Source organism: Rhodococcus phenolicus (assembly GCF_001646785.1).
GTDB lineage: Bacteria > Actinomycetota > Actinomycetes > Mycobacteriales > Mycobacteriaceae > Rhodococcus > Rhodococcus phenolicus.
Genome location: NZ_LRRH01000038.1, coordinates 50,473 through 58,018, shown reverse-complemented (window position 1 = coordinate 58,018; position 7,546 = coordinate 50,473). Strand labels below are relative to the sequence as shown.

Annotated in this window: 5 protein-coding genes; 2 read left to right on the top strand and 3 right to left on the bottom strand. The window is 63.9% G+C overall.

The features are described from left to right. The 3 genes from A8G15_RS31445 to A8G15_RS32505 form a co-directional block, all read right to left on the bottom strand. On the bottom strand, nucleotides 1-290 hold a 290-nt coding region (locus A8G15_RS31445), incomplete at its 3' end, for a hypothetical protein (RefSeq protein WP_211270152.1). 158 nt (nucleotides 291-448) lie between these two features. Then, nucleotides 449-3,055, bottom strand: a complete 2,607-nt coding sequence (gene rph, locus A8G15_RS12115; protein WP_068159371.1) for a rifamycin-inactivating phosphotransferase — start codon at nucleotides 3,053-3,055, stop codon at nucleotides 449-451. Between the two features lie 42 nt (nucleotides 3,056-3,097). Continuing rightward, nucleotides 3,098-3,361, bottom strand: coding sequence for a DUF2510 domain-containing protein (locus tag A8G15_RS32505; RefSeq protein ID WP_082899834.1), 264 nt, complete (start codon nucleotides 3,359-3,361; stop codon nucleotides 3,098-3,100). Between the two features lie 722 nt (nucleotides 3,362-4,083). Between A8G15_RS32505 and A8G15_RS12110 the strand changes: the two genes are divergently transcribed. Both A8G15_RS12110 and A8G15_RS12105 read left to right on the top strand, forming a co-directional pair. Further along, the gene (locus A8G15_RS12110) at nucleotides 4,084-5,127 is read left to right on the top strand and encodes an LLM class F420-dependent oxidoreductase (protein WP_068159393.1); all 1,044 of its coding nucleotides are present in this window, start codon (nucleotides 4,084-4,086) and stop codon (nucleotides 5,125-5,127) included. 167 nt (nucleotides 5,128-5,294) lie between these two features. After that, nucleotides 5,295-6,905, top strand: a complete 1,611-nt coding sequence (locus tag A8G15_RS12105) for a GMC family oxidoreductase (protein ID WP_068159370.1) — start codon at nucleotides 5,295-5,297, stop codon at nucleotides 6,903-6,905. Nucleotides 6,906-7,546: the final 641 nt, after the last annotated feature.

The window sequence follows — 7,546 nt, the reverse complement described above, 5'->3', positions numbered from 1 at the left end:
CTAAATCTGTGCAAGTCAGGCGGTCGGCGTCGAGATTGTCGTCGCTCGAGGAAGCTTGGGCGATGAATGGCTTCGGCGTACTGGATGGCTTCCTCGAGTTGCTTTTCCGAAATGTCGAACACAATCTGTGTTCCTTCCGGCAGCGGTTCGCACGGAGGACCGAACTGTGCCAACCCCGAATACGGCGATAGGACCCCACCTCGTCCCTTCACGACGAACACTCCCGGATAGATCTCACACGCGGGGTCGTTCGTAGAAATCACGCGGTGTTCCCCTACGACGGTGTACATCGAATGTCCTCTCGGAGTCCTCCTTGGGAGGAGGCAGTTGACGAATCTATGGTTGGGCTCGCGCACCGTGCTCGATTTGGTGAGTTCAAGCACGAACAATGAGAGCGAATCTACCAAGGGGTCTTGGTATGCCGGGCTCTGGCCGAACAGAGGGCAGATCACTCGCTGAGGATCTCGACGTACCCGTCCGTCCCGTGCACCCGAATCCTCTGCCCGTCGCGAATCAGCCGGGTCGCGTTCTCGACCGCTACGACTGCCGGCAATCCGTACTCCCGTGCGATCACCGCACCGTGCGTCATCAGGCCACCCACCTCTGTCACCAGTCCCTTGATCGCAACGAAGAGCGGCGTCCAGCTCGGGTCGGTGTAGGCGGTGACCAGAATGTCGTCCGCCCCCAGGTCGGCGTGCGCGATATCGAGGACGACGCGGGCACGCCCCTCGACGGTCCCGGACGACACGGCCATTCCGGCGAGCGCACCGTCCGGAAGATCCTCGCGTCGGTACGCCCCCGTGAGAGCCTCGCCGTCGGAGGTGAGCACGCGCGGTGCTGCCAGCGACCGGTACGAGCGGAACTCCTCCCGCCGCTCATCGATCAGCTCGCCACGCTCTTGCTGCGTCGCAACGAGCTCGGCGAGCTCGTCGAACCGCAGATAAAAGATGTCCTCCCGGTCGCGAACAACCCCGTCCCGGACGAGGCGGTCGGCCTCGCGCAACAGCGCCTGCTTGTACACGAAATAGCGACTCACCATGCCGTACTTCGGGTACTCCCGATACCCCGTGAACGTGCGGACGTGATCGATCATCCGCTTCGTCTCGCGGGCCTTGCTGTCCCCATCGGGCAAGGCTCGCAAGCGTTCCAGCACCTCGTGTTCTTTCTGCTCGGCGTTTCGGAGGCCCTGCTGGAAGCGCTGAGCGGACTCGCCCGTCCCGAAACCCTTGATATTTCCCAGGATCGGCGGCACGAGTGTCGTCGGAGATTCGCTCCAACGGGGTCGGGTGATGTCGATTTCGCCGACGCAGCGCACGCCGTACTTGTCGAGATAGTCCTCGATCGCGACGCGTGCCTCGCGACCCCCGTCGAGCTTTTCCAGTTCGTCGAGGAACGCGTCGTCGTCGAAACCCGCATCCTCGCCGTTTTGCAGGAACGCGACGACCTGTGGATGTGGCCGGATCGCGTCGGCCACATCCAGCAACGCCAAGCCCATCTCTGCCGTCACGTTGTTCGGAACCGATTGCGTCAGAACATCGGCCACGTTCTGTTCACCCAACCAGTCGAAGAGCTGATCGTTCAGCCAGTCGGCGGCGTTCATTCCGGCCACGAGCACCTGGTAGCCGCGCGGGTCGAACAGCACTCGCCGCAGCTCCCCGATATCGGCCCGGATGAAGTCGATCAGTTCCGTCCCGGTCTTCGTCGCGATGTCGCGTTTCAGCACCGCGAGGGAGGCCTCGCTCTGCGCGATCAGCTCGGTGACGATCGCCGGATCGGTGTCGATCGGGTCCGCGGCGCCGAACATCGGTGCAGCCTTCGGCTCGTCGTCCGGATGCTGCGGGACGAAGCCCCGGTCGAGAACGGTCTGCAGCGCATCCCCGATCAACGGATCGGATTTGCCGAGCGCAGCCACCACAGCGGTGCCGGCGGTCGGGGACGCGAGCCGCTCGGTGACATCGACGAACAGCCGCCCACCGGCGTGCCGCATCGGAGCTGTACTCGTCATCTGCCACAAGGAAATTCCCAACGGCCTCATGGCGTCGGTCATCATCTGCTGGTGTCCGACCGAGACGTAGACGCGGTTCTTGCCGTCGTCCGATTCTGGAACCGGGAACAACGTGGTGATCGGACGGCTCTGCACGACCCGGAATCCGTCGTCGAGCAGGCACCACTCGATGTCCTGAGGGCAGCCGAAATGCGCTTCTATCCGGCGGCCCAACTGCGCGAGCCGCACGATCTGCTCGTTTGTCAGCACCGCTTCGTTCTGCCGCTCCGGCGCGACCTCCTGCATCCGGGTCCCACCCGACGACGCGGCGTGCAGCGCAAATGGCTTGGTTGCGACCTTCCTGCCGATCACGACGTCGTCGCGCACCGTGTACACATCCGGGTTCACCTGGCCGGACACCAGCGCCTCACCGAGACCGAACCCGGCGTCGATCGAGGCGACCGTCCGATCGGAGGTGACGGGATCGGCTGTGAACATGATCCCGGACGCCTCCGGGAACACCATCCGCTGCACGACCACCGCCATGTGTACCCTGCGGTGGTCGATCCCGTTGCGCAGCCGATAGGTGACGGCACGCTCGGTGAACAACGATGCCCAGCATCGGCGGACGTGCTTCAGGACTTCGTCCGGACCCGTGACGTTCAGGTACGTGTCCTGCTGCCCGGCGAACGACGCCGACGGCAGATCCTCGGCGGTCGCGCTGGACCGCACGGCGCACGCGGTGTCGCCGCCGAGCCGCGACAGCGACCGCTCGATCTCCGCCGACACCTCGTCCGGGACGCCGCACTCCTCGATCGTGCGTCGGACCTGCGCGCTCACCGCACCGATCTGCTCCCGATCGTCCGACGAGAGGTCCGCGAGCCGATCGAGCAGTGCGTCGAGCGACGGCGCGCCGTCGACGACACGGCGGAACGCTTCGGTCGTCACGCAGAAGCCCTCCGGGACGACAACGCCGTCGATGCGCGACAACTCCCCGAGGTTCGCGCCCTTGCCGCCGACCACCTCGATCTGCGTCCGGCCGATCTCCTCGAAGCCCAGTACATAGTCCATGCCGCATGCCCTTCCCCGCTGGTTCCGGCGTTCTGCGGGCGATTATGGACCGAAAATCGGGGCCTCATGAGGGCCGCGAATCGTGTATATATTGAAAGTGGGAACAGGCCGTGTTCGTGGTTCGCGCGGTCGCCCCTCCACGATTCGTCTCACTCGATCAGTGAGGCCTGTCGGCGGTTGGAGAGCTACGAGACGGGGTCTGCGCGCGAGGTTGGTCTGCGAGGTCCACATCGAACCGTCGAAGTAGCGCACCATCGCCGGGTTCTGCGGGTCCGTGTACCAACTCGCCTGTATCGCATTGGGCACGGCCGGTGGAACTCTCGACTTCGACGGCTTGACGATCACTGCGACGATTCCTGCGACGAAGGCGACCACGACAGCGCGGCGTCCGGCGCTCGGTGATTGTGACGATGCCCAGTGATCGCGACCGTGAAATGTCCTGTTGCAGTTACTTGAATCAATATTTGATCGAATCGATCAAACGATGCGGACGGCCCGTAGAATCCACGCGGTTCGACATGCAATTCAGCCCCGAAAGGATTCACGATGGAGAAGCTCCGCAATTACGGTCTGCTCGTCAAGTACGTCGTCACCACCCAGTGGCGCAAGATCCGCGGCACCGGCCAGACGGGTCAGACACCGGCCCAAGACCAGAACTCGCAGTAGTTTGCGGGTGGGAGGTCCGGAACGGGCTTCCGCGGACCGCGGCACAGACGGTCCAGGCGAATTTCGTGAGCATTCCGGTCGCCTGGACCGCGTTTCACTCCGGGGATCTTCCCAAGTCGCTCGATCACCGACCGACCGGGCCTCGAACGTCATCTACCACGTCGAAGCTCATTCCGAAATGGCCTGTGGGTGCCCTTTCGTTCATGGAAGGCCGGACAACCACCACCGTCACATAGGTAGCGGCGATGAAACCCATCGGCGATGCGTCCTTGTGTCGCGTCCGGCCAGGTGCTGAACTGCGAACGTAGATCGTGGCATGCGGATCCCAGGACCGCACCGCACAATTGGACGGGAACTTCTCGATGCGCATCGGAACGATGATCACCTACAGCGGCGGATTCGCCGAGACCGTCGCCGAGGTCGCCGATCTCGAACGCGCCGGCCTCGACATCATCTTCATGGCCGAGGCGTACTCGTTCGATGCCGTCAGCCAACTCGGATACCTCGCTGCGAAAACGTCACGTGTGCAGCTCGCATCGGGCATCTTCCAGATCTATACCCGTACCCCGTCGCTGATGGCGATGACCGCGGCCGGCCTCGACTTCGTGTCCGACGGCCGGTTCGTGCTCGGCATCGGCGCTTCCGGGCCGCAGGTGATCGAAGGGTTCCACGGGGTGCCGTACAACGCGCCGCTGGGTCGTACCCGTGAACTCGTCGACATCTGCCGCCAGGTGTGGCGGCGCGAACCGGTGATCCACAACGGCAAGCACTATCAGATTCCGCTGCCCCCGGATCGGGGAACCGGACTCGGGAGGCCGTTGAAGATCATCAATCATCCGGTGCGTGAACGCATCCCGATCGTCATCGCCGCGCTCGGACCGAAGAACGTGGCTTTGACGGCGGAGATCGCAGAAGGGTGGCAACCAGTCTTCTACAACCCGGAACGCGCACACGATGTGTGGGGCGAATCGCTCGGTAAGGGACGCGCGCTGCGCGATCCTTCTCTCGGTGCCCTCGATATCTATGCGAGCCCGGCACTGGCGATCGGCGACGACGTCGACCACCTGTTGGACCTGGTCAAACCCACGCTTGCGCTGTATATCGGCGGTATGGGCGCGCGCGGAAAGAACTTCTACAACGACCTCGCGTGCCGCTACGGGTACGAGGCCGAGGCGAAGGTCATCCAGGACCTGTACTTGGACGGGAAGAAGGACGAAGCTGCTGCGGCGGTGCCGGACGCGTTGGTCCGGGCCATCTCGTTGATAGGTCCGGAAAGCTACGTACGCGAGCGAGTCGCGGCCTTTGCGGAGTCCGGTGCGACCACTCTCAATGTCAAGTTCCTCCATGGTGATTCGTCGGAGAGAATCGCACAGATCGATAAGCTTCGGTCCATCGTCGACGGATAGCAGAACGACCGGACGCGGATGTCCGGTCCGGATGGACTGCCGATTCTGTCTCACGAATCGCTGCATCTCCCTCATTCCGCAACGTCGTGACGGTGTTGCCGGCGGTGCAGAGCGAATACCCTGTGTTCGGGTGTCCTTTTGCGTCGAGTCGCGTACGGAGCACAGACATGACCGAGGCCGACTACGTAGTTGTTGGAGCGGGCAGCGCGGGCTGTGTGGTCGCGCGCAGGCTCGCCGAAAGCGGCGCGTCCGTCGCGCTGCTCGAAGCGGGAGGAGCGGACAACAAGGGCTGGGCCAAGTTGCTTTTCCAGATCCCGGGTGCGATCAACGTCATGCACTCGACGCCGCAGCTGAAAAAGCTGTTCGACTGGGGCTACAAGTCGACGCCGCAGCGCAACGCGCTCAACCGTAGGATCCCGATGACGTGCGGCCGGATCCTCGGCGGATCCAGCTCGGTCAACGGGATGCTCTTCGTCCGAGGCAACAAGAAGAACTTCGACGACTGGGCCGCCGAAGGCTGCACGGGCTGGGCCTACGACGACGTCCTGCCGTACTTCAAGCGGATGGAGGACTGGGAGGACGGCGCGAGCGCATTGCGCGGGTCCGGCGGTCCGATCAAGGTCACCCGTCAGCACACCATCACCGACGCGGCGCACGCGTTCATGGACGCCACCGCGACGCGCCTGGGTGTGCCGAAGCTCGACGACTACAACGGCGAGAGCCAGGAAGGTGTCGCAGTTTTTCAACAGAGTGTTTCGAAAGGTCTGCGGTACTCCACCTCCAAGGGCTACCTGCACGAAGATCCGTTGCCCAATCTCACCGTGCTAACGGATGTGACGGTGGCGAAGATCGTCATCGCGGGCTCCCGCGCGACAGGCGTGGAAATCCTGGTCGAGGGCGGCAAGCAGGTGATCGGAGCGTCGCGCGAGGTCGTCGTATCGGCCGGCACGTACGGGTCGCCTCAGATTCTGCAACTGTCCGGGATCGGTCCTGCCGCGCACCTGAAGGAGCACAGCATCGTCGTCCACGCAGATCTGCCGGTGGGCGACAACCTCCACGACCACCTCTTCGTCCCCCTGTCGTTCAAGATGAAATCAGCGTTGCGCAGGCCGACGGCGCCGTACTTCATGCGTGGACTGGCGGCCGAACGGGTCCGTCCGGGATCGTCGTGGGCGGCTGGTTCCTCATTCGAATCGGTCGCCTTCGTGCGCACCTCCCATGCGCGCGAGATTCCCGACCTGCAACTACTCAGCCTCTACTGGGTATATCCGTCGCCGAATCAAGACTCCGACAAGCGAGTCGTTCCTGCTAGCAAAAAACCAGGTCAAAGCGTCTTCCCGGCCCTCATCTACCCGGAGAGCCGGGGGACCGTCCGATTGGCTTCAGCAGATCCGACGGCCGCACCCCTCATCGATCCGGCGTATCTGACGGTGCCCAAGGACACCGAAGTGCTTCTCGAGGGCATCAACATGGTCCGCGAGATCATGGCGGGAACCGGCGACAACGAGGGCGAACTCATTCCGGGTGCGAAATTCACCGACAAAGCAGCGTTGCGCGAAGAACTGCCCAACCGTATCCACACCGTCTATCACCCGGTCGGGTCGGTCCGGATGGGGGTCGACGAGCGGGCGGTCGTGGACCCGCAGCTTCGAGTTCGCGGAATCGACGGACTGCGCGTTGCCGACGCATCGATCATGCCGAGTGTGACCGGTGGCAACACCAACGCGCCCGCGATCATGATCGGCGAGAGGTGCGCAGCCCTGATCCTGCACGGCTGAATGTCAGGGCGGCTGCCCTGAACCGATCGGAGACCCTACGGGTCCCTGAGTCTGCTCGGCCCCTTCCCCAACGCTGCCCGGTCGCCATGCCCCGATAGACCGTCTCGGCCAGCACTTCTGGCCCCACGTCGGTGGTGACGTGTGGCTTCGGCTGGACCCGGTCGTGCGTGTCGACCCGTGCGATCGGGTGCTCCACCACCAGCTGTGGAGGCTGAAGGTACTGGTGCCCTGTCGGTTTCGGGTTCGGCTCCGTGGCCGAAAGACCCGCAGCGGCGATGCGCTGACGTCGGACTACGGGAGGGTAGCGACGGACACGGTCATGCCTCGGTCACCGGAACGGCCCTCGTGCATACCGTGGAGGAAACGCCTGTAGCTCCTCGACCGGCGGGGTCGGGGAGCGGAAGCGTCAGGACGTCGACAGGGGGTCGAGCGGAGTCGCTCGTCGGTGCGCGCCTCGATCGGGCGCGTGGATAGAATCCAGCCTACGGTGCATGACAGTCCTGTCTGTCGTGTGCCCAGACCCCGGATCGGTGTTGGCGCACCGGCCGGGGTCGACCTGTTTTCAGGTGATCTTGGGATGGTGCCACGCGGAGTGGGGGCGGTCAACTCGAACGGCTGTTCTAGTGCTGTTCACGTGCCGC